The 394-nt window shown below is 40.9% G+C and carries 1 protein-coding gene; it reads right to left on the bottom strand.

The features are described 5' to 3' along the window. Nucleotides 1–394: hypothetical protein (locus A7981_RS07615; protein ID WP_217234088.1), on the bottom strand; the 394-nt coding region annotated here is incomplete at both ends.

Here is a 394-nt window from a genome sequence, read left to right as displayed (position 1 = left end):
CTTGTATCTCCTGCATCATAACGCTGACCTGTATTGCCTAAACCGCCCCAACCTGAAACATAAGCCTGCTCACATCTGTCAATTAAGAAAGCCGTAGGTGAAATATTCGGCTGATTGCTACCTGATGTTCCGAATACCGTTGAATAAACCCATGCAGATAAATCCTGTTGCAGTTTAGCTATAAATTGATTTCCGCCGCTTTGACTGAAAGGTGAATTTACAACAGGCCATGATGAGCTTGTTGTTGTACCCATGATGTAGGGGTAATTGAATTTATCGAACTGAATGCCGTAAATTAAATCTATACCCGATGTTCCGAAATAGCCTGTTTGAATTAATTGAGAGCCATCGTTACTTATGATGCTTACAAAACCATCAACACCACCTTGATTGG

The organism is Methylovorus sp. MM2 (genome assembly GCF_001648895.1).
Taxonomy (GTDB): Bacteria; Pseudomonadota; Gammaproteobacteria; order Burkholderiales; family Methylophilaceae; genus MM1.
This window is presented reverse-complemented; position numbering and strand designations above follow the sequence as displayed.